At 67.0% G+C, this 18336-nt stretch carries 21 protein-coding genes and 2 tRNA genes; 4 read left to right on the top strand and 19 right to left on the bottom strand.

What is annotated here, in order from left to right; translation table 11 throughout:
* Nucleotides 1–19 precede the first annotated feature (19 nt).
* Complete coding sequence (locus AC6I6S_RS01520) at nucleotides 20–430, top strand: acyl-CoA thioesterase (RefSeq protein WP_497947952.1); 411 nt, start codon at nucleotides 20–22, stop codon at nucleotides 428–430.
* Between the two features lie 6 nt (nucleotides 431–436).
* Here the strand turns inward: AC6I6S_RS01520 and ddfA are convergent, their stop codons facing one another.
* From ddfA to AC6I6S_RS01580, 12 genes are all read right to left on the bottom strand, one after another.
* The gene (gene ddfA, locus AC6I6S_RS01525) at nucleotides 437–718 is read right to left on the bottom strand and encodes a DdfA family disk-determining factor (protein ID WP_497947953.1); all 282 of its coding nucleotides are present in this window, start codon (nucleotides 716–718) and stop codon (nucleotides 437–439) included.
* Between the two features lie 264 nt (nucleotides 719–982).
* Nucleotides 983–1056: transfer RNA gene (locus AC6I6S_RS01530), tRNA-Thr, on the bottom strand.
* Nucleotides 1057–1068: 12 nt separating this feature from the next.
* Nucleotides 1069–1587, bottom strand: a complete 519-nt coding sequence (locus tag AC6I6S_RS01535) for a GNAT family N-acetyltransferase (RefSeq protein ID WP_497947954.1) — start codon at nucleotides 1585–1587, stop codon at nucleotides 1069–1071.
* The gene (locus tag AC6I6S_RS01540; protein ID WP_497947955.1) at nucleotides 1553–2776 is read right to left on the bottom strand and encodes a phosphoglycerate kinase; all 1224 of its coding nucleotides are present in this window, start codon (nucleotides 2774–2776) and stop codon (nucleotides 1553–1555) included. Before AC6I6S_RS01540 ends, AC6I6S_RS01535 begins: the two co-directional genes overlap by 35 nt.
* 98 nt (nucleotides 2777–2874) lie before the next feature.
* Nucleotides 2875–3459: a CBS domain-containing protein gene (locus tag AC6I6S_RS01545; RefSeq protein ID WP_497947956.1), complete on the bottom strand. Its 585-nt coding sequence runs from the start codon at nucleotides 3457–3459 to the stop codon at nucleotides 2875–2877.
* A gap of 78 nt (nucleotides 3460–3537) precedes the next feature.
* Complete coding sequence (locus AC6I6S_RS01550; protein ID WP_497947957.1) at nucleotides 3538–4299, bottom strand: GTP cyclohydrolase III; 762 nt, start codon at nucleotides 4297–4299, stop codon at nucleotides 3538–3540.
* A gap of 84 nt (nucleotides 4300–4383) precedes the next feature.
* Nucleotides 4384–4704, bottom strand: a complete 321-nt coding sequence (locus AC6I6S_RS01555; RefSeq protein ID WP_497947958.1) for a DUF5785 family protein — start codon at nucleotides 4702–4704, stop codon at nucleotides 4384–4386.
* A gap of 135 nt (nucleotides 4705–4839) precedes the next feature.
* Complete coding sequence (locus AC6I6S_RS01560) at nucleotides 4840–6648, bottom strand: DUF2339 domain-containing protein (protein ID WP_497947959.1); 1809 nt, start codon at nucleotides 6646–6648, stop codon at nucleotides 4840–4842.
* Nucleotides 6649–7004: 356 nt separating this feature from the next.
* The gene (locus tag AC6I6S_RS01565) at nucleotides 7005–7181 is read right to left on the bottom strand and encodes a hypothetical protein (protein WP_497947960.1); all 177 of its coding nucleotides are present in this window, start codon (nucleotides 7179–7181) and stop codon (nucleotides 7005–7007) included.
* A 386-nt stretch (nucleotides 7182–7567) separates the two neighbouring features.
* Nucleotides 7568–7650 (bottom strand) — tRNA-Ser (locus AC6I6S_RS01570).
* A gap of 23 nt (nucleotides 7651–7673) precedes the next feature.
* Complete coding sequence (locus AC6I6S_RS01575; RefSeq protein ID WP_497947961.1) at nucleotides 7674–8432, bottom strand: hypothetical protein; 759 nt, start codon at nucleotides 8430–8432, stop codon at nucleotides 7674–7676.
* Nucleotides 8433–8474: 42 nt separating this feature from the next.
* On the bottom strand, nucleotides 8475–8648 hold the full coding sequence (locus AC6I6S_RS01580) for a hypothetical protein (protein ID WP_497947962.1): 174 nt from the start codon (nucleotides 8646–8648) through the stop codon (nucleotides 8475–8477).
* Between the two features lie 95 nt (nucleotides 8649–8743).
* Here AC6I6S_RS01580 and AC6I6S_RS01585 point away from each other — a divergent pair, with 95 nt between their 5' ends.
* Nucleotides 8744–8962: a hypothetical protein gene (locus tag AC6I6S_RS01585; protein WP_497947963.1), complete on the top strand. Its 219-nt coding sequence runs from the start codon at nucleotides 8744–8746 to the stop codon at nucleotides 8960–8962.
* A gap of 34 nt (nucleotides 8963–8996) precedes the next feature.
* On the opposite strand, the gene AC6I6S_RS01590 is transcribed toward AC6I6S_RS01585, so the two are convergent.
* From AC6I6S_RS01590 to AC6I6S_RS01620, 7 genes are all read right to left on the bottom strand, one after another.
* Nucleotides 8997–9629: a uracil-DNA glycosylase gene (locus AC6I6S_RS01590; protein ID WP_497947964.1), complete on the bottom strand. Its 633-nt coding sequence runs from the start codon at nucleotides 9627–9629 to the stop codon at nucleotides 8997–8999.
* Nucleotides 9630–9683: 54 nt separating this feature from the next.
* Nucleotides 9684–10949: an MFS transporter gene (locus tag AC6I6S_RS01595; protein ID WP_497947965.1), complete on the bottom strand. Its 1266-nt coding sequence runs from the start codon at nucleotides 10947–10949 to the stop codon at nucleotides 9684–9686.
* Between the two features lie 116 nt (nucleotides 10950–11065).
* Complete coding sequence (locus AC6I6S_RS01600; protein ID WP_497947966.1) at nucleotides 11066–11959, bottom strand: hypothetical protein; 894 nt, start codon at nucleotides 11957–11959, stop codon at nucleotides 11066–11068.
* A gap of 290 nt (nucleotides 11960–12249) precedes the next feature.
* Nucleotides 12250–12519, bottom strand: coding sequence for a DUF7976 family protein (locus AC6I6S_RS01605; protein ID WP_497947967.1), 270 nt, complete (start codon nucleotides 12517–12519; stop codon nucleotides 12250–12252).
* Entirely contained in the window at nucleotides 12516–13607 is a 1092-nt protein-coding gene (locus AC6I6S_RS01610; RefSeq protein WP_497947968.1) for an Mrp/NBP35 family ATP-binding protein, read from the bottom strand. The genes AC6I6S_RS01605 and AC6I6S_RS01610 overlap by 4 nt, the downstream gene beginning before the upstream one ends.
* Nucleotides 13608–13714: 107 nt before the next feature.
* Complete coding sequence (locus AC6I6S_RS01615) at nucleotides 13715–15568, bottom strand: S9 family peptidase (protein ID WP_497947969.1); 1854 nt, start codon at nucleotides 15566–15568, stop codon at nucleotides 13715–13717.
* A 76-nt stretch (nucleotides 15569–15644) separates the two neighbouring features.
* Entirely contained in the window at nucleotides 15645–15965 is a 321-nt protein-coding gene (locus tag AC6I6S_RS01620; RefSeq protein ID WP_497947970.1) for a DUF7969 family protein, read from the bottom strand.
* Between the two features lie 110 nt (nucleotides 15966–16075).
* Between AC6I6S_RS01620 and AC6I6S_RS01625 the strand changes: the two genes are divergently transcribed.
* Complete coding sequence (locus AC6I6S_RS01625) at nucleotides 16076–16927, top strand: eIF2B alpha/beta/delta subunit family protein (RefSeq protein ID WP_497947971.1); 852 nt, start codon at nucleotides 16076–16078, stop codon at nucleotides 16925–16927.
* 87 nt (nucleotides 16928–17014) lie between these two features.
* Nucleotides 17015–18304, top strand: a complete 1290-nt coding sequence (locus AC6I6S_RS01630) for a TIGR00341 family protein (RefSeq protein ID WP_497947972.1) — start codon at nucleotides 17015–17017, stop codon at nucleotides 18302–18304.
* Nucleotides 18305–18336 lie beyond the last annotated feature (32 nt).

Consider the following 18336-nt stretch of genomic DNA (forward strand, 5'->3'; position numbering starts at 1 on the left):
CAACAAACCCTCCGCGTACATGAGCGAGTACACGTATGAAACCACCGTCGACGTCCGCCTCCGCGACGTCGACTTCATGGGTCACGTCAACAACGCAGTCTACGCGACGTATCTCGAGCAGGCCCGCGAGCGATACTTCACGGCAGTGATCGGAGAGTCGCTCGTCGACGCCGACACCGTACTCGCGAACCTCACGATCGACTACGTTCGACCTATCGAAGCCGACCAGACCGTCACCGTCGCGCTGGCCGTTCCCGAACTCGGCGAGTCGAGCCTTCCGATGGAGTACGAGGTTCGGGCCGACGGCGACCGGGCGGCAACGGCTCGCACCGTCCAGGTGATCGTCGACCGGGAGTCGGGGGATTCACGGCCGATTCCGGAAAGCTGGCGCGAGCGAATCGAAACTCACCGCGAGGACTCTCGGAGGTAGAACGACTTACCCCGACTGGAGAACGGTGACGTCGCCGTCGCTCGTGACGACGACGTCGTAGCCACAGAACTCAAATTCGACCCGCCCGGCGCCTCGGGGCGTCCCGTCGTCTCGGGGTGCAAAGAGCGCCTCGAGCGCCTCGGGATTGACGACGTCGTACAGCGCCTCGTACTCCGGGGGTTCGATCTCCGTTGCATCGACACCCTCCTGTGTGGCGACTGCATCGACGATTTCGAAACTGAGTGACTGGTGTGGTTTTGCGTCCGAACGATCCACTGAGAGTAGCATTAGAGCACACTCTTCACACGGGTGGTTATAAATCCTGTGACCTCTACGGACTTTCACTGTTCAGGGGTGGATTTCAACGTATGCATTTGGACTCCAGTGTATAAATTGGGACTTAACATACGTCTATTTCTACGACACACAGTTTTATCTAAACAATTCAAGCCTCCCTTCTTCGAGCGATAATCCGCCGTTTCCCGGCGCTTCTCTCCGGTTCAAAGCCCCCTGTTGGTTCCGCGTCGCTCACGGAGGTGTTTACGATGAGGAAGCCAGGGCGGGGATTTGAACCCCGGGAGTCTCGATTACAAGTCGAGTGCATGAACCACCCATGCTCCCCTGGCGCTGGCAGTCGGTTAGCCGTCCTCCTTTGAGTGTGTATCGCTTTCGGTCGGTGAGTCGAGTCGACGTTCCATCGCGATCCGGTGTTCGCCGTAGCCCGCACGGCGATAGAAGCGACTGGCGGACTCGTTGGCCGCCATCACCTCGAGAGTCACGACGTCGACCCCGCGACCGGCGAGTTCGTTCTCGACGGCCTCGAGAAGCGCCGAACCGATCCCCCGGTTGCGGTAGGCCGGTTCGACGTAGAGATTCGAGAGCAGCCCGCGCGTCGCGTCGAGGGTGAGCGATCCGGTTTCGACCGAGAACGAGGCGAACCCGACCACGTCCCCGTCGGCTCGAGCGACCAGCAAACTGTCGGTAACGCGGTGGGCCGTGAGCGCGTCGCGCATTGTCAGCCGGTTCGATTCGGCGGGGACGTGTGAGCCGTGTTCGCGCTGGTTGGTTGCGAGGCGGACCCAGCAGTCGACGACCGCGTCGATATCCGCCTCCGCGGCGGGCTCAATCGTGAACCGGGGGTTCGAGTGTGGGGCCATTTTCGAGTGCCGTGACGGCGGGAAGCGGTTCGGCGGTGAGCATCCGGAGGGCCGCACCGCCGCCGGTACTGACGTGGGTGAAGCCCTCGACGCCGAGTCGCCGGAGCGCGGAGGCGGTGTCGCCGCCGCCGACGATGCTCGTCTCTACGGTCGTGGCGGCGTCGTACAGCTCTCGGGTCCCGTACTCGAACAGCTCGTCCTCGTAAACGCCGGCGGGGCCGTTGAGGATGACCGTCTCGGCCTCCTCGAGGATCCGGCGATAGTACGCGAGCGTCGAACTCCCGATGTCCATCGCGCCCTCCCCTTCGCGGGGCGGCAACGCGTTGACGCCGATCTCGTGGCGCTCGCCGTCGCGAGAGACGGCGACGTCGTGGGGGAAGGCGATCCGCTCGCCGTAGGCGTCGAGCAGGTCGGCGGCGCGGTCGATCTCGTCCCAGTAGCCCTCGTCGTAGATGTGATCGGAACTGGCGTCGCCGAGGTCGACGCCGTCGGCGATCAGAAACACGTTGCCGACGACGCCAGCGGTGAGCACGTGATCCGCCAGCCCCTTCTCGAGGATGCTCCAGGCGACGTCGATCGAGTCGGGGACCTTCGCGCCGCCGAGGACGTAGACGCGAGGTTCGGCCGTCTCCTCGATCGCCCCCAGCACTTCGAGTTCCTCCTCCATGATCCGTCCCGCGTATCCCGGAAGTGCGGTGGGAAAGCCGACCAGCGAGGGCTGTGAACGGTGGGCCGCGGCGAAGGCGTCGTTGACGTAGGCGTCGAGAACGGGGGCCAGACCGGTGACGAGGTGGGTGTCCGCGGCCCGTTCTGGCTCGAACTCCATGTACTCCTCGCTGTAGAATCGGGTGTTCTCGAGGACCACACACTCGCCGTCGTCGAGGCTGGAAACGGCTTCTCTGGCGGCGGTCCCGAACGTCGCGTCGACGTAGTCGACCGGGCGCTCGAGGAGTTCCGAGAGACGGGCGGCGTGGGGCGCGAGGGTGACGAACTCGTCACCGCCGGGACGGCCCTGGTGGGCGAGGACGGCGACGCGGCCGCCACGCTCGAGGAGTTCCGAAAGCGTCTCGACGTGTGCCCGGAGGCGGGCGTCATCAGCGAGCGAGCCGTCGTCGATGGGGCTGTTGATGTCAACCCGAACGCCGACGGTCGTCCCTTCGACGTCGAGGTCGTCGAGGGTGTCGATCATTACCGATCAGTCCACCGGCCCTCCCGAAAGGTCTTTCCATCGAATCAACCGGTTTTGACACTTGTTGGCACGGTCTGGGTGGAATCGGGCTGCCGTTCTCAGACGCTGCGACAGTCCGCACAGACGGCCTGTCCGTTCGCCTCCCACAACGAGTCGGCGAAGCTGCCGCAGGCCTCACAGAGGCCCTGCGTCGAATACTCGTTGCCACCGTTGGGAACGAGTTCCGATTCTCGCTCACCGCCGTGTCCGGCGAGCGGTGCCTCGGCGCTCTGGCTCGAGGCGGTCGAGGAGGCGACCGCCTGAAAGGAGCCGGCAGCGGTGATGATGTCGCGCTGGGTGAGAACGCCGAGGGTGCGGTCGTCCTCCATGACGACCAGGTTTCGGATCGCTTCCTTGGCCATCATATCCGCAGCGTCGGTGACCGACCGCCCGGCGTCGATCGTGAGCACGGGTGCGGACATCACCGACCCGATGGTCGTTTCGGCGGGATTCGTTTCGTCTGCAACGACGCCGAGGACGTCCCACTCCGTCATGATGCCGACCGGATCGGATCCCCGCAGAACCAGCACGCAGCCGACCCGTTCCTCGCGCATGAGCTGCACAGCACCGAGAACCGTATCGGACTCGCTGACGCCGACGTATTCGGTCGTCAGTACGTCCCTGACCGACAGTTCCGATTCCATGTGTGAGTTATTCCCACAGATGGCCTAAAAACTACCCCCGGCACACTTATTCGGCCCGCTGTCGAAGTCTCTGGGGCGCTACCACTCGAGTTCGACCCGGGACTCGTCGGCCCGTCCGACCTCGAGAGCGTGTTTCGCGTCCATTCCGGCGGCCTGGGCGTTGGCCGCGCGGCCGACGCCGACTCTGAGCGAGACGCCGACGTCGCTCTCGACGTGTTCGATAGCGTCCTCGTAGTCGACTCGCTCGAGAGCCGGACAGGTGGCGATGATGTTGTCGCCGCCGACGAAGAACGAGAGACTGTCGTGGGCCGTTCGCATGTATCGCATCAACGCGGCGTACCCCTGCTCGATCTCGATGAAACTGTCGTAGGCGTTGAGCTGATCGGTGTAGTTGCCGGTGGCGTCGATCACGTCGAAGTGGGCGATCTGGACGTCGTCGTCCATACGTTCGGCCTCGTCGATTATCCGGCCGTCGAGGATCTCCCGGCGATCTTTGTCCTGGGCGCTGCCGGCGCTCTGGATCGATTCGCTCGCGTCGGCGAGCGCGCCGACGGGACTCGAGTCGGTGGCGATGCCGAGGCTGAGCGTGACGGGGTACCGGTTCCCGATCGATTCCTGGAGCAGTGCGTGATCGTTGACAGAGAGCCCGTTGGTCACCGCGATCATGTTGTCGAATCGGGTGAAGAAGACGTAGCCGTCCCGGTTGCCGACGAACTGCGAGATGTCCGCGTACAGCCGGGACTGGAGCGTCTGTAAGTCGGCTTCGCGTCGGGGTTCGGGAGTCACGGTCCACGGTCCGTAGTTGTCGATCTGAATGAGCGTAACCTGCGTATTCGTCACGGTGATCGAAGCTTTCGAACGGCGTCGTATAAGTGGTACGCAATCCAGATTCGAGACGCAGAACGAACGGGAGATCGAACGGGGTCAGGCCGACTTCTGCTCGGGGTTCGCACCGACGGGGTGGTAGTCCCAGAAGCCACCCTCGCGCATCGCACGGCCGACCGCCTTGTGCATGTCAACGATCGTCTCGAACTCGCCGGTGTCGACGTGCTCGAAGATTTCACGCATCGGGACGACTGTCTTGTAGTTGATCCGGATCGGATCGTCGCCGTGCTCCGCGACGAACTCCTCGCGCGAGAGCGGAAAGTCCTCCTCCTCGTCGACTTTCTTCGCGATGACCGCCATGTCGAACTTTCGCATCCCCTCGCTTCCCTCCTCGCCGTCGGGGTCGTGTGGCCAGTCCATACCGGGTGGTGTGCGTGGGGGCCGCAAAAGGGTTACTCTCTGGCTATCCGCGCCAGCACCGTCCACTTGCTCCGAGCGGCGAGTCGGTCAGACCGCGGCTGCCAGCAACTCCCGCTTCTCGAGACGATTCGGACGTCACTCGTCGTTTCGTTCGGCGAGTCCGAAGCCGACCTCGAGGTCGCCGCGCGATCGAGCGTAGACGTAGGAGGCAGCGAGCAGGACCGCCCCAAGGACGAGAAACGACAGTGTCCGGGCGAGGGTGTCGAGGTCGCTCGTGTCGTAGAGAAACACCTTCGCGGTCGCGAGTCCGAGGACGCCGACGCCGAGCAGTCGCACGCCGCGAACGTCGGTGTAGAGGCCGATCCCGAGCAGTGTAAAGCCGAACAGGGCCCACGCGACCGAGATACCGAGTCCCGACAGCTCGAGTCCGAGTGCGGTCACCGCGAGTCCGGTCGCGGCGGTTGCGTAGATTCCGTTGGCCGACGGCTGCGGGCCGCGCTCGTAGTCGGCCAGCGACGACTCGTCGACCGAAAGCCACCACGCCAGCGCGTAGAACACCCCGATCGAGAGCACGAACGCGACCGGGCGGCCGGTGAGCGTCGCGATCGGATCGCCGAGATCGAACGCCGGCAACTCGCTCGCGTCGACGACGAGCAGTTTCAGGGTGAGCGCCGCAGCCACGCCGTGTGCCCCCGTCCGAAAGCCGGGGGCGTCGGCCGCCCGCGAGAGGACGACCGCCCCGCAGATCACGGCGAGCGCGCCGACCGTCGCCGCGAACGTCTCCGCCGCCATGGCGATACCGGCCGCGAGGAGGAGCACCGAGAGGGTCGCTGCCGCGTCGTCGCGTCGAAGCGCCCGACGGCGCGTAACCGCGTACGCTCCAGCGAGCAGGACGGCGACGGCCATCGTGCCCACCCCGTCGACGGCGGCGTCGGGAAACGCATCACGAACTGCGATCTCGAGAAGTGTCGACGCGAAGACGGCGTTGAGAGCCGTCAGCGCGACGAGCTGGGCGCGATAGAGCCGCCCGCCCGATCGACCGTGTCCTCGGAGAACGTAGCCGCCGAGGAGGTAGAGCAGACACGACAGGACGGCGACCGTGCCGAGTGCGATCCCGGGCGGGTCGAGGGCCACGGCCCACGCTACGATCACGGCGTACGTGGCGACCACGCTGGAAACGACCACTCGGCTCCACGGTCTGACCGTCGCGATGGCGACCAGTCCGCCCGCGAGCAAGAGGACGTAGGCGGGTGTCAGGACGAGCGTCGCCGCGTCGATGCTCAGCGCGGCGGTCCCGTAACCGATGAGAAACGCCTCGCCCGCGACGAGGGGTGCGCCGTCGCGGACCGAGAGGACGGCCGTGATCCCGACGAGCAGGGTCAGCCCGGCGAGGACGACCCACAGCGGCGTTCCGATCGCTTCACGGTAGCTCTCGAACCCGTAGGCGGCGTAGAGGCTGAAGGCGGCGATTGCGAGTCCCGCACCGGCCGCGATGCGACCCCAGCGGACGTAGCCCTGGTGGTCGGCGGCGTATCGGCCTCCGGCGAACAGGGCCACGCCGCCGACCGCTCCGGCGGCGACGCGACCCAGGGGGCCGAGCAGCCCCATCTCGATAGCGAGCCGGATGAAGAACACGACGCCGACGACCAGCGCGAGCGCCCCGGCGAGCCCGAGCCACCGCACCCCCACGGCGAGTTCCCAGTCGCGGCCCTCCGCCGCCCCGTCGCCGGGTTCGGCCGTGGTCGATTCGGGCTCGACCTCCCGGTCCGGAGGCGACTCGGCGACGTCGTCAGCCTCCGACCTCGAGTCGGGCGGCTCCTCGGACGGTCCTTCGTCGATGTCGACCGCGTTCGAGCCCTCGAGAGCGTCGAGCCGACGGCCGAGGGTATCGACGTCCTCGCGAAGGCGTCGGATCTCGCGACGAAGCTCCTCGTCATCGTCCATCGTCAGTTACACCTATGTCAGCGATACTGTATAAACGATCGGGTAGGGCGTCGGCGGTCAGTCGCGGGCTGGATCGGCGCCCCGTTCCTCGCCGCCGAGTTCGTCGCCGTGTTCGTCGAGCAGCGGCGCGCGGTCGCCGACGGAGGCGTCTTCGTCTCTTGATCGGACAGCCCGCGACTTCGACCTCCGACGAGGCGACGATCAAGAACTTCCGGAACACGGTTCGGACAGTGCAGACGATTCACGAGACGCGCCCAGAGCAGACGGCCGAACGGTGCGACGATGGTCTGCTCGAGCGGGCGCTGGGCCTCGATTCCCATCTCGGTAGCGTGCCAGGTGGGCGATACGCACGTCGTTCACCCGAACACCGAGAACACCGGAGCGAGCATCAATAGTCCGACGCCGAACATGAACAGCACCGGAGATCCCGGCGCTGGCATGAGCGCGATTCCTGCAACGGCCAGCACCAATCCGAGGACGGCCGTCACCGCGGTCTGGACGAGGGAGTTCTCGAGGATGGCTGGTGGATTCATGAGACCACTCCCACAGGTAGAAAGTTAGAATTTTCTACACGAGTGACGACTGCTGATCGCTTCACGGTTCAGAGCTGACGATTTTCTCGAGGTCGTTCATTCGGTTCTGTCGTCTACTACCGGAAATACGGTGGGGGTGGGATTTGAACCACGTGAAGACGGTCGCACTCGCTTCGCTCGTGCGCTGCGACTTCCCTGATTCAAATTCAACATTCACGCTTCGCTCCTCACGTTCGTTCGTCGCAGAAGCGGTGAGGATGGGATTTGAACCACGCCCAGACGTGCTCACTACGTTGCGCGCGGCTGGTCTACTTCAAATCCCACCGTTCTCGGTTTCTCGCTCACGGCGCTCCTCGCACTGCTCGTCGCGTAAGTTCGCGAGAAAACGGTGAGGATGGGATTTGAACCCATGAGGCTGAATGCCACCTGCTTTCAAGGCAGGCGCGTTGGGCCGCTCTGCCACCTCACCTCGAGTGACCGTTCTCGATCCGGTCAAAAAGCGTTGTCGGTTGTCCGTTCGATCGTCGATCCCTCGCCGACCGAAAGCCCGAGTTCGGCGACCGCGGCCGCCGTCGCCTCGCCGCCCGGTCGCCCCGCGACGCGGCGCGCCTCGAGGCCCGCGATCGCCGACGCGAGTCCGACCTCCGTCTCGATCGTCGGGAGCATCGGCGCGAACCCCACGTCCAGACCGGCAGCCTCTCCACGACCCGCGAGCGTCGCCAGTTCCGGCGTCGCGTACGCGTCCTCGAAGTCGATCGGGGCGGCGAACCCGGCGAAGTACACCCGCCCGCCGGGTGCCGGTCCGAGAACGAGGTCGTTGCGTCGGATCGACATCGCGGCGCCGTCGATTTCGGTCCGCCAGACGAGCGCCGCCGTCGGCTCGAGGACGCCGACGCTGGAGGCGTCCTCCTGATTCAGGAGGTGAGTGACCGTGTTGCCGGCGCGGGCGGCCCGCGTCGATCCGACCTGGCGCTCGAAGCGGACGTCCTCGAGGTTCTCGAGCGCGTTCGCGGCGAGCGTTCGGGCCTCGGCTTCGGGGTCGGTATCGCCGACGACGTCCGCCGGGAGCGTCTCCTCGTCGCGGTAGTTCACCAGCAGGTCGCCGCCGCTGGCGTCGACCGCCCGGAACACGTCCGTCAGGGCGGCCTCGTACAACAGTACCGCTTCTTCGGCCGTCAGCGGCGTCTCCTCGACCAGCGACGGGAGGACGAGCCCTTCACGGGGTGGGTCGACGGGAACGACGACGATCATACTCGAGTGTGCGAGCCCGTCGGCCTTGAACGCGGCGTTTTCTCAGCCATCGGCGAGCGAGAGAGCGAGAGTCGCAACGCCGGCGCCGCCGGTGAGCCCCAGCAGAAACAGGGCCGCGCCGACGAGGAGCGACCCGCCGTCGCCGGCGGCGAGGGTCGCCACGCTACCGACAGCCGCACAGACGGCCGCGAGCCAGTCACCGGCGTCGAGCGCCACGAACGACGGGTCGGGGCGCCAGCCGAATAACTCTCCCGCTCGGGTCGCTGTCGTCCGTCGAACGAACTAAGGCGCCGGCCGGCCTCGAGACGCGTATGATCGAACGGACCCTCACCGGACTGCTGGGCACATTGATAATCATCGGAATGGCCCTCGCCGGCGGCTATGCGCTCGTCGCCAACTTCGTTCTGGAGTCCCCCGGTGAACTCCTCGTGCCGACGGTCGCGACCGCGGCGGTCACGTTTGCGGTCGTCTTCGCCCTGTTCGCCGTGGGAGCGCGCTCGGACCGCTGGCTGCAGAGTCCCTACTGGTAGTCCCCCGGCCGTATCCCTGCTGGGGTCGTTCCCGTTACCGCTCTCGCCGTCCTTTCGTCTGGCGGTAGTCCGACGTCATCAGCGACGCGAACTCCTCGATCCAGTGCTGTGTCTGGTCGTCGGTCTGGTCGGCGGGATCGATCATCGGCACGAGTTCGAAGCCGCGGCCGCGGATCGACGTCGCGTGACAGTCCGGCAGCGTCAGCCGTTCTGTGGGCGTGGTCGTGTACTCCTCGCCGATCGCCGCGAGCGCCCGCTCGCCGACCGGGACGATGATCTCGGGGTTGATCATCCGGATCTCGGCGTTGAGGAACGGCTCGCAGTTGTCGACCTCCTCGTCGGTTGGCGACCGCTCGGGGTCGCGACAGCGGGTGAGATTCGTGAGGTAGACGTTGACGAGTTCCGGCCGCTCGAGGTCCGAGGTCACGTCACAGAGGCCGAGACGCTGAAGGATTCGCTGGAAGGCCGCCCCCCGATCGTCGCCGGCGAAGGGGACGCCGACCGTGTCGGCACCCGAACTCGGCATCGCCCCGACGAACAGGAAGTCCGCGCCCACGTCGCCGTAGCCGTGGACGACCTGCGTGCGCGTCTCACAGAGCGCCGGACAGTTCCGGCAGTTCTCGTCCATGCCGAACGGGTTCGCTCGAGTCTGCTGATTCGCGTCCACAGCCGTCCCTCGCGTCACGGCTACTAAAACCGCCCGCTCTCGAGGGAGAGCCGCTCAGTCGCTCGGTGCAGCCGTCCGACCGTTCTGGCTCGGTGTGACCCGCCGCTCGAGCGCCAGCACGCCCAGCCCGAGCCCCAGACAGCCGACGATCAGCGCCGGCCACAGCAGCGCGTCGATCCCGTAGTCGAAGAAGACGCCGCCGACGACCGGGCCGATACCGAAGCCCAGCCGTTTGGCGATCTCGAGCACCGAGAGCTGCGCCCCGCGGGAGTCGACCGGCCCGACGTCGCTGGCCAGTGCGGTGATCAGCGGGGCGTGGAGAATCTCACCGAGGGTTCGCAGGACGAGAAAGGCCCCGATCAGGCCAACGCCGAGCGCCCAGGGTGCGCCGTAGGAGAGCGCGACGGCGACGAAACTGGCGGTCCAGAAGCCCGCCGAGAGCGCCAGCCCCCGGGTGCGCCGCCAGTTCGTGATCCGGGCGACGATCGGCAACTGGAGGGTGACGATCACGAGCGGGTTGAGCACGAACAGTGTTCCCAGTTGCTCGCTCGTGAGGTCGAACGTGGTCTCCGCGTGGACGGGGATCGTCGAATTCATCTGGGCGTAGGCGATCGCGAAGCCGACGTTGAGTAGCGCCAGCGCGAGGATCGTCGGATGCGTGATCGACTCGCGCCACTGCCGGAGATTGTCGCGGACGGAGGGGCGCCCCAGAGCGCGATCGGTAGCGCCCTCGAGCCCGGTCGCCGCGGGCGATTTCGGTAGCATGAGTACGAGAATAACGGCCACCACGCCGCTCGTAACCCCGTTGGCCACGAAGACGCCCGCCTGGCTGATCCCGTAGATCAGCCCGCCGAGGACGAATCCGACGCCGAACCCCGCGTTGCTGGCCACCTTGAGCAGCGCGTAGGCCCGGTCTCGAGCGTCGTCGTCCGTGAGATCCGCGATCATCGCCTGGCTGGCCGGGGTGAACAGTCCCATCACAAGCCCCGCGACCGAGGCGACGGCGATGAACTGCGGGGCCGTCGTCACGAGCGCGTACGTCGCGAGGGCGGGCGCCGCCAGCGCCATGCTCGAGACCATCACCGGCCGGCGCCCGTAGCGGTCCGCGAGGAAGCCCCCGGCGAGGGTGCCCAGCGCGAGGCCGACGCTGTTGGCGAACAGCCCGATCCCGACGAGGGTGAACGCGATCCCCATCTCGCGGTAGAAGTAGAGGGTGGCGAACGGGTAGACGAGCCCCGACCCGAGGACGTTGACGAACCGGGCGCTGGCGACGACCCAGACGCCACGATCGAACCCCCGGACACTTTCGAATCGAGACACACGTGGACCTCGAAAGCGGGACGCAAAGACGCTTTGGAACGCCGTCCACGGTCCTCTTTCGAGCGGCGAGCGAACTCATCGGATGACGGTCGACGAAAAAACGTGCCGTTCGCGGATCAGTTCCCCTCTTCGAGCGCCTCGTCGACGGGTGACCGACTCGAGCGCCCGATTTCGCGCCGGAGCACCGTCGGCGTCTCCCCGCGGGAGTACTCCGCGACCGCGACGAAGACGATCGCCCAGAGAACGGCTGCGATTCCCCAGATCACGCCGGTCGAACCCGCCTGGGCGGGGAACGCGATGGACAGCAGTCCGTAGTACGCTGCCGGCAGCGCGGCGAGCCAGGCGGCGAGTCGCCAGCCCGTAAAGCCGAGCGCGGCGAAGAGACCGTACGCGAGCGGTGCGATCGCGAGTCCGGCCATCATCACGTAGTGGCCCTCGAGCGCGTGGGAATCGACCGGAGTAGCGGAGAGTCCCCACTGAGCCACGGCGAACGCGAGCGCGGGGACCGCGGCGACGGCGACGAGCGCCAGCAGCGCCGGGCTGTAGGAGTCACCGCGTCGGAGCAGTCCTCGACCGGCCGGGTGGGCGACGAGCGCGATGCTCGTGACCGCGAGGAAGGGGAGCACCTCCTCCGGACGCCCGACGCCGTAGGCGACGGTACCGGCGCTGACGACCAGGATAATACAGAACGCGCCCCACATCGACGCGACGCGTCTGGTCGGTCGATACGCCTGCGCGAACAGCCCCAGCAGGAACGCGCCCACGACGGCGGCGATTCCCATCACGTGCAAACGGTGAATGCCGAGTGCGAGACCTGCGTCCGCGGTCCACCCCATCACGAGCAGCGCGAGCAGGTCCGGAAGAAACAGGACCGTCATCGCGGCCGCCAGCGACAGCGCGAGGTAGAAGATCCCCAGCTTGATCGTCGCTAGCGTCGAGCGGCGTTTTTTCGTTTCCTCGAGGTCGAGGTCCGTACCGGAATAGGTCGAGTCTCTCACGTTTGTTCCCATGATACTCCAGAACTAGGTACATCGCGGAACGATATAAATATACCACAACCGACATTAAATCTGGAAGGTCCGGTTCATGGGCATTTGGGGCACGAAAGCGCGCGATTCGATATTACTGTCTGTCGATAGAACCGCATACAGAATCGGCCGCCGTCAGGTGTTCGAGGGTCGATCGGATCGCGTTCGACACGACCGGTAGGCGGACGGCTACCCGCCAGCCATCGTCGCTGCCGACGGTCGGCACGCTCGAGTCTCGTGTCCCGCTCGCCGACCGCGGGTCATCGCCGCGGTTATCTGCCGAGGCCACCGCGCTCTGTGACCTCGAGGATGAACTTGACGTTGCGAACGATCTCCTCGGGGGAGGTGTCCTCGCTCTCGTCGTAGAGGTCGCTGGTCCGGTAGAGGATGTTCGCGAGTTGCTTGCTCTCGCTCGTCTCGCCGCGAACGTCGTCGGCGATCTCCCGGAGCGATTCGACGCGGTCGAGGTCCGGTGGGAACTCCTCGCCCTGCGTCGCGCCGTCGGACCTCCCTTCGTCGCCGGTGTCCTCGCCGTCCGTCATCGGCCCTCGAGTTCGTCCGGTTCGCTCGGCGGTTCGCGGCTCTCGGCCGACTCGGAGGTCGCTCGTCGGTGAACGATTCCCGTGTTGTTCGCGACGCTCGCGGTCAGCTCTCGGAGAGCCTCGCCGGTTTCGCTCTCCTCCTCGAGCACCGTCGGTGCCCCCTCGTCACCGCCCTCCCGAACGGCGGGGTCGAGCGGGATCGACCCCAGGAAGGGCATCTCGTGGGAATCGGCGAACGCTTCGCCGCCCCCGCTGCCGAAGATGTCGTGTTCGCCGCCGCAGTCCGGACAGACGAACGTTGCCATGTTCTCGGCGATGCCGAGCACGACGGTGTCGTGGCGGGCGAACATCTGCAGGCCCTTCCGGGCGTCGTCCAGCGCGACGTCCTGGGGGGTCGTGACGATCACCGCGCCGGTGACCGGCATCGTCTGGAGCATCGTGAGCTGCGTGTCGCCGGTTCCCGGCGGGAGGTCGATCACCAGGTAGTCGAGGTGACCCCACTCGACGTCCTCCGTGAGCTGCGTGATCACCTTGTGGACCATCGGCCCTCGCCAGATGACGGGGTCGTCCTCGCCCAGCAGGAAATCCATGCTCATCAGCTTCACGCCGTACTTCTCGGGCGGCACGAGTGTCTCGTCTTCGGTCGCCATCGGCGGCTCGTCGGCGTCGACCATCCGCGGGACGTTCGGCCCGTAGACGTCGGCGTCGAAGAGGCCGACGCGGGCGCCGAGCCTCGAGAGCCCCGCCGCGAGGTTCACCGCCACGGTCGATTTTCCAACGCCGCCCTTCCCGCTCGCGACGGCGATCACGTTCTTGACGTTCGGGAGCACCGTCTCTTCGCCGGCGTCGTCCCGGCCGGGGATGCTCGCCGACAGGTCGGGTTCGATTCCGTCCTCGGCGAGGGCGTCCCGTACCTCCCCGGCGATAGCCGTCTCCGTCGGCGAGTACGGCGCGCCGAGCGCGAGGTCGATGGCGACGTCGTCCCCCTCGATCTCGATGTCGTTTACGAGCCCCAGCGAGACGATATCCTCGCCCAGTTCCGGGTCATCGACGGCCTGCAACCGGTCGCGCACGTCGGCTTCGTTCATACCGATAGGTGGCGGTCGGCGCTCGAAAAGCGTTGTGTTCGTCCATCCGAAGGCGAAGACGGCCGTACGGCCTCGGGCGAATGCTCCGGGGTCAAGAGACGCGAGAATTAGGACGGGGGAGCGTAGGGCACGCTGCTGCCGTCGTCGGGATACCGCCGGAGATACTTCGCGAAGAGGTCCGCCACGCGGGTGTACGCGTCGACGACGGTATCGCGCTGGCTGAAGCCGTGGGGTTCGTCCTCGTAGCGACGGAACTCGTGTCTCACGTCGTGTTTCTCGAGTTCGGCGACGAGCTGTTCGGACTGGCTGATCGGCACGCGGACGTCCGCCTCGCCGTGAAGCACCGCGAACGGATCGTCGATCTCCGGCACCGCCCGGATCGGGCTCGCCTCGCGGTAGTTCTCGAGGTCGTCGACGAGGTCCCCGAGTTCGCGTTTCAGCAGCTGCCAGCCGACGTCGTCGGTGTCGTCGACGAACGTCTCGTAGTCGTAGACGCCGTAGAAGGCCGCTCCGCAGCGGAACCGGTCGGAGTTCCCGAGCGCGTTGACGGTCATCAGCCCGCCGCCGGAGCCGCCGAAGATCCCGACGCGGTCGCCGTCGACCGCCTCGTAGCGCTCGGCCGCGGCATCGGCGGCTGCGATCACGTCCGCCAGGTCGCCGCCGCCCCAGTCGTCGTCGTTTGCCATCCGGACCGCGCGGCCGAAGCCGTCGGAACCGCGGTAGTTCGGCCGAACGACCGCGTAGCCGAGCGCCCCGAAGTAGGCGGCCCGGTAGTCGAAACCGAACCCGTCGTAGGTCGTCGGCCCGCCGTGGGGGTTGACGACCAGCGGGACCGAGTCCGGCCCGGCGTCCGCATCCGGGAGGTGGATCATCGCGTGGATCTCGAGGCCGCCGGAGTCGTAGGTGAACGCCTCGGGCTCGGGGAGTCGCTCGGCCAGCCCCGCGGTCGTCGACGGCGTGAGTCGCTCCCCCGACTCGGCATCGACGACCGCCGGCGGCTCCGTCGGCGCGTCCCGAACCGCGAGGAGACGGTCGCCGTCGGCGTCCCAGCGCGGTCCGCTGTGGACGGCGTCGCCGGTCGCGACCTCCCGCGCGGTCGTCTCGCCCTCGAGCGCCGTCCTGTCGACGGTCACCTCCTGAACGTGGGCGCGGCCGTTCCGCGTCACCGTCACCGCGAGGCGGTCGCCGTCGGGGCTCCACCGGGGATCGGCCACCTCGGCGTTGTCGGTGGCGTAGAGCCGGACCGGACCCGCTTTTGCGTCACCCGCGAGCGCGTAGACGGCGTCGAAGCCGGTGCCGTCGTGGACGAACGCCAACTCCCCCTCGGCGCCGGGGCGTGGACGGGGACACGCCGCACGGACGCCCTCCTCGGCGAACAGCGTCTCGAGCGTGCCATCGACGTCGACGCGAACGATACTCGCCTGGTAATCGAAGAAGTGGCGGTGACTCGAGCGCGCGGCAAGGAGCGCGTCGCCGTCCCAGCGCGGATCCGCGTAGAGGAACTCGTCATCGGCGCGGACCTCGACGCCCGCACCGTCGGGGTCGACGACTGCGAGGCTCGCTCGCGAGAAGTGGTCGGTGACGACCGCGACGCCCTCGTTGCCCCACGCGAGGCCGCTGATCCCCTCGTCCCAGTCGGTCAGGACGTCGACCGCCCCGGTGTCGGCGTCGACGATCGCGAGGTTTCCCGCACCGGTGACGAACGCGATCCGGTCGCCGTCGGGACCCCAGTCGAGCCACTGGGCGTCGGTGCGTCCGTACCGCATCGCACGGGCGCCCTCGCTGGTGAGCCGGCGGTCCTCGCCGCCCGCCAGCAGCCAGAGATCCGTCCGGTCCTCGCGGTTTTTTACGTATGCGATCCGCCCGTCGGGCCCCGGTGCGGCCTGGAGCACGCTGTCGACCGTCGCGAGGTCGGCCAGCAAGCCGTCGAGGCTCGTCTCACGCGTATCACGTCGATACATGCCGCCGAGGTTGTTTCCACTTCCGCTTGAGTGTATGGCTCGCGGAACTCTCGAGCGGACTCCTCCGTGAGTGACGTTACGGCCGGAAATCGAACCGCGGCCCGCCGTACGTCGGCGGATCGGGCTCGAGTTCCACCCCCGTCTCGAACCGGACGAAGTTGAGGTAGAACGGACGACCACAGCCCTCGATCGACTCGCCCTCGAGATCGGTTACCTCGTCCTCGCCGCAGACGAAGGCGATGCCGTCGGCGTCCTCGAGCCCGTCGTCGCCGGGATCGGCGTACTCCCAGCCGGGCTGGGGAGAGATCGTAACCGATCGGTCGGCGAGATCCGGCCGTCGATCGACACTCACGACGGCCCCGCAGTGTGGACAGGTGTATCTGACGGCGACGCTCATAAGCGAACGGAGGGGCGGGGCGAAGGTAAGCCTGCGGCCATACGGTGGTGGATCCGGTTCCCAGTGGTCGACCCGGAAGCTCTTTTGTCCCGTCGGGAGTGCCCTCGAGTATGATCGACGAGACGGCCGAGGAGATCAGGGAGATGCAGACCCACAGCTCCTCGGTGGTGGCGGTAAACGCGACCCGCGCGCTCAGGGACCTGCTCGACCGGGAGTTCGCTTCCGTCGAGGAGTACACCCGCGCCCTCGAGCGAAACGCGAAGGTACTCCGACGGGCGAACCCGTCTCACGCCTCGCTGCAGAACGCCGTTCGCGCCGTCGTCGACGAGGTGGTCGACGACGACCCCGACGACGTCGAAGAGGCGAAGATGCTCACGGAGACGACGATCGAGGACGTCGTCGCCCGCGTCGAATCGGGCAAGCGGCGGGCCGCCGAGAACGCCGTTTCCCACCTGGAGAACGGGGCGACGTTGCTCACTCACGACTTCTCCTCGACGGTTATCGAAGCCCTCGAGCTTGCGACCGACGCCGGCAAGCAGTTCGACGTCTACGTCACCGAGGCCCGGCCGCGCTACATCGGTCGGAAAACCGCACGCCGGCTGGCCGCGATGGAGGGGGTCGAGACGACGCTCATCACCGACAGCGCCAGCGGCCACTACCTCACGGAGTGCGACCGGGTCGTCGTCGGCATGGACTGCATCGTCGAGGAGACGCTGTACAACCGCGTGGGCACCTTTCCGATCGCCGCCGCGGCCGGCCAGCTCGGGGTGCCGGTGACGGTGCTCGGTTCTGCCTCGAAGATCATCACCGAGGGGTTCGTCTTCGAGAACGAGTTCCGCTCCGGCGTCGAGGTGATGTCCGAACCCGCCGACGGATTCGCCGTCGGGAACCCGGCCTACGACGCGACGCCGGTCGACCTCCTCGAGAGCGTCATTACCGACGAGGGGCGCCAGACGTTCTGAATCGCTCTCCGACCGGTCGCTCATCGGCTCTTGACAGTCATCGAATCAGTCAGCGTGTCATATGACGCCCTCGAGCGTAGCTGTCGTATGCGACTGGTCCAACTGTTCGTCCCCGACGGCGAGCGACGGGGAGTCCTCGAGACGCTCGACGCCGAAGGGGTGGAGTACGCGATTACTGACGAAGGGGGAACCGGCCGATTCGAGGCGCTGGTGTCGGTTCTCGTCCCGCCGAACGGGGTCGAGCCGCTGCTGTCGCGACTACGGGCAGAGGGTCTCGACGAGGACTCCTACGCCGTAGTGCTCTCCGCAGAGACGGTGGTGTCGCGCACGGCCGAGAACTCGAGCCAGCGGTTCGCGGGGACGCGTATCTCGAGGGACGAACTCCGATCCCGCGCCGAGGAGCTCGCCCCGGCGCTCTCGACGTACCTCGCTTTGCTCGTGTTGAGTACGATGATCGCCACCGCGGGACTGCTCACCAACTCCGCGGCGACGATCATCGGCGCGATGGTGGTCGCGCCGCTGATGGGGCCGGCGCTCTCGGCCAGCGTGGGGGTCGTCGTCGACGACGACGGCCTCGCCTCCCGCGGAGTGTTGTTGCAGAGTCTGGGTCTGCTCGTCGCCGTCGCGACAGCCGCACTCATCGGGATCGCGCTTCGAGGAACCGTCATCCTCCCGCCGGGGTTCGACGTGACGACCGTCCCCGAGGTCGCCGAACGCATCACCCCATCCGTGCTCTCGCTGTTTCTCGCCCTCGGCTCCGGCGCCGCGGGCGTGATCAGTCTCACGCGGAACGTCGGCTCCGTCCTCGTCGGCGTCGCAATCGCCGTCGCCCTCGTCCCGCCGGCGGCGACGGTCGGTCTCGGAATCGCCTGGGGCCACCCGGCGGTGATCCTCACCGCGGGAACGCTCGTTCTCGTCAACCTGTTCGCGATCAATCTCACCGCGTTGCTGATCCTCTGGCTGTCGGGATACCGGCCCCACCGCCAGGAGAACGTCGGACGCGCCTCGAGGCGGGTCCGCTCGAGGGCCGCCGTCATCGTCGTCGCGATCATGCTGCTGACCGTCGTCCTCGGTGGCGTCACCTACGGAACCTACCAGGTGTCGGCCGTCGAACACGACGTCCAGACCGAGCTCGCGGCGATGAGCGACGATCCCGAGTTCGAGGGGTTGCACTTCGAGGAGGCCGCGATCCAGTACGAGCTGTACGACGTCTACGCCGACCGCCAGCCGGCGGTTACGGTTCTCGTCGAACGACCGCCGGGTGAGGAGGAACCAGCGGAGTTCGCGGATACCGTACGGGAACGTCTCGAGGCGGCGACCGGGACGGAACTGACGGTGGCCGTCGAACTGGTCGATACGCAGCGAAGCGGTTCGTGAGTCAGCGAGCGATGAGAGCGTATCGTAGCGGG

This window comes from Natrononativus sp. DTA114 (assembly GCF_059736515.1).

Excerpts from the sequence above, each read along its gene's own strand:
- AC6I6S_RS01520 (WP_497947952.1), top strand. The coding sequence starts at position 20 with ATGAGCGAGTACACGTATGAAACCACCGTCGACGTCCGCCTCCGCGAC.
- ddfA (WP_497947953.1), bottom strand. The coding sequence starts at position 718 with ATGCTACTCTCAGTGGATCGTTCGGACGCAAAACCACACCAGTCACTC.
- AC6I6S_RS01535 (WP_497947954.1), bottom strand. The coding sequence starts at position 1,587 with ATGGCCCCACACTCGAACCCCCGGTTCACGATTGAGCCCGCCGCGGAG.
- AC6I6S_RS01540 (WP_497947955.1), bottom strand. The coding sequence starts at position 2,776 with ATGATCGACACCCTCGACGACCTCGACGTCGAAGGGACGACCGTCGGC.
- AC6I6S_RS01545 (WP_497947956.1), bottom strand. The coding sequence starts at position 3,459 with ATGGAATCGGAACTGTCGGTCAGGGACGTACTGACGACCGAATACGTC.
- AC6I6S_RS01555 (WP_497947958.1), bottom strand. The coding sequence starts at position 4,704 with ATGGACTGGCCACACGACCCCGACGGCGAGGAGGGAAGCGAGGGGATG.
- AC6I6S_RS01560 (WP_497947959.1), bottom strand. The coding sequence starts at position 6,648 with ATGGACGATGACGAGGAGCTTCGTCGCGAGATCCGACGCCTTCGCGAG.
- AC6I6S_RS01565 (WP_497947960.1), bottom strand. The coding sequence starts at position 7,181 with ATGAATCCACCAGCCATCCTCGAGAACTCCCTCGTCCAGACCGCGGTG.
- AC6I6S_RS01575 (WP_497947961.1), bottom strand. The coding sequence starts at position 8,432 with ATGATCGTCGTCGTTCCCGTCGACCCACCCCGTGAAGGGCTCGTCCTC.
- AC6I6S_RS01585 (WP_497947963.1), top strand. The coding sequence starts at position 8,744 with ATGATCGAACGGACCCTCACCGGACTGCTGGGCACATTGATAATCATC.
- AC6I6S_RS01600 (WP_497947966.1), bottom strand. The coding sequence starts at position 11,959 with ATGGGAACAAACGTGAGAGACTCGACCTATTCCGGTACGGACCTCGAC.
- AC6I6S_RS01605 (WP_497947967.1), bottom strand. The coding sequence starts at position 12,519 with ATGACGGACGGCGAGGACACCGGCGACGAAGGGAGGTCCGACGGCGCG.
- AC6I6S_RS01610 (WP_497947968.1), bottom strand. The coding sequence starts at position 13,607 with ATGAACGAAGCCGACGTGCGCGACCGGTTGCAGGCCGTCGATGACCCG.
- AC6I6S_RS01615 (WP_497947969.1), bottom strand. The coding sequence starts at position 15,568 with ATGTATCGACGTGATACGCGTGAGACGAGCCTCGACGGCTTGCTGGCC.
- AC6I6S_RS01620 (WP_497947970.1), bottom strand. The coding sequence starts at position 15,965 with ATGAGCGTCGCCGTCAGATACACCTGTCCACACTGCGGGGCCGTCGTG.
- AC6I6S_RS01625 (WP_497947971.1), top strand. The coding sequence starts at position 16,076 with ATGATCGACGAGACGGCCGAGGAGATCAGGGAGATGCAGACCCACAGC.
- AC6I6S_RS01630 (WP_497947972.1), top strand. The coding sequence starts at position 17,015 with ATGCGACTGGTCCAACTGTTCGTCCCCGACGGCGAGCGACGGGGAGTC.